Annotated in this window: 3 protein-coding genes; 2 read left to right on the forward strand and 1 reads right to left on the reverse strand. The window is 65.1% G+C overall.

Annotated elements, in window-relative coordinates; translation table 11 throughout:
* The first annotated feature begins 82 nt into the window (after window positions 1–82).
* Entirely contained in the window at window positions 83–370 is a 288-nt protein-coding gene (locus APY03_RS34220; RefSeq protein ID WP_068684376.1) for a CopG family ribbon-helix-helix protein, read from the forward strand.
* Window positions 358–681 (forward strand): type II toxin-antitoxin system RelE/ParE family toxin, encoded by a 324-nt coding sequence (locus tag APY03_RS34225; protein ID WP_068684378.1) that lies wholly within the window; start codon window positions 358–360, stop codon window positions 679–681. The genes APY03_RS34220 and APY03_RS34225 overlap by 13 nt, the downstream gene beginning before the upstream one ends.
* A 71-nt stretch (window positions 682–752) precedes the next feature.
* Here the strand turns inward: APY03_RS34225 and APY03_RS44955 are convergent.
* Window positions 753–964 (reverse strand): hypothetical protein (locus tag APY03_RS44955; protein WP_232324516.1); only part of this gene is annotated, 212 nt, incomplete at its 5' end.

The raw sequence follows: 964 nt of genomic DNA on the forward strand, positions 1-964 counted from the left end.
GTCGGTAGCCTACCCGAAGCCAAAATTTGCACCAGAGCCCTCGAGGTTGGCAGGCCAACGGTTCGTTGATAAAGTACTACCCATGAATACCGCCATCAGCCCGACGCCCGTCAAGCTCGATCCCGAGCTCAAGGTGCGCCTAAAGCGCTTGGCCACGGCGCGCCACCGGGCGCCGCATTGGCTGATGCGCGAGGCCATTGCCCAGTATGTCGATCGCGAAGAAAAGCGCCAAGCCCTGCATCAGGATGCCGTAGCCGCGTGGCAAGAGTTCGAGGAAACCGGCCTGCACGTCACGGGCAACGAGGTGATGGCGTGGCTGGAGACCTGGGGCACTGAGGACGAGTTGCCAGCGCCTGCATGCCACAAGTGAGGTTCGCGCCGGCGGCGCTGCGCGATTTGCAGCGCCTGCGCGAGTTCCTGCGTCCGAAGAACCCGGCGGCCGCCAAGCGTGCCGGTGAAACCATCATCAAGGCCGTGCAGGTGCTGCGCCAGCAGCCGATGGTGGGTCGGCCGGTGCAGGATCTGCCGCCTGAATACCGCGAGTGGGTGATCGACTTCGGGGCGAGCGGCTACGTGGCGCTGTACCACTACGCCGGCGAGGGCGACGTCGTCACCGTGCTGGCCTTGCGCCACCAGCGCGAGGTGGGCTACGAGCCGGGTTCAAGCGCCTCAGGCAACTGAACGCAAGCGCGGCTCAGACCTTGGTCGAGCCCTCGCCTTGTAGGAAGGTCCACGAAGACCTCCACGGCCATCTAGGCGCCCAGTTGGGTGTAGTCGTCCCCGGCGCCCGCTACTTGGCGCGGCTGGGCGAGATCGCCGCCTGGCGCCCAAACCTGGAAATGCCGAAATCGCATGAGACCTTCGTCACTGAGGTCCGATTGCGGCACGCCGAGCCTGTGCTGGTGGGTGCCACCGCACAGAAGTGGCTCCGCTCGTTTGAACACACAGCGGTCTGAGACAAGTG

Origin of the sequence: Variovorax sp. WDL1, from assembly GCF_001541225.1 — a bacterium.
Classification (GTDB): domain Bacteria; phylum Pseudomonadota; class Gammaproteobacteria; order Burkholderiales; family Burkholderiaceae_C; genus Variovorax.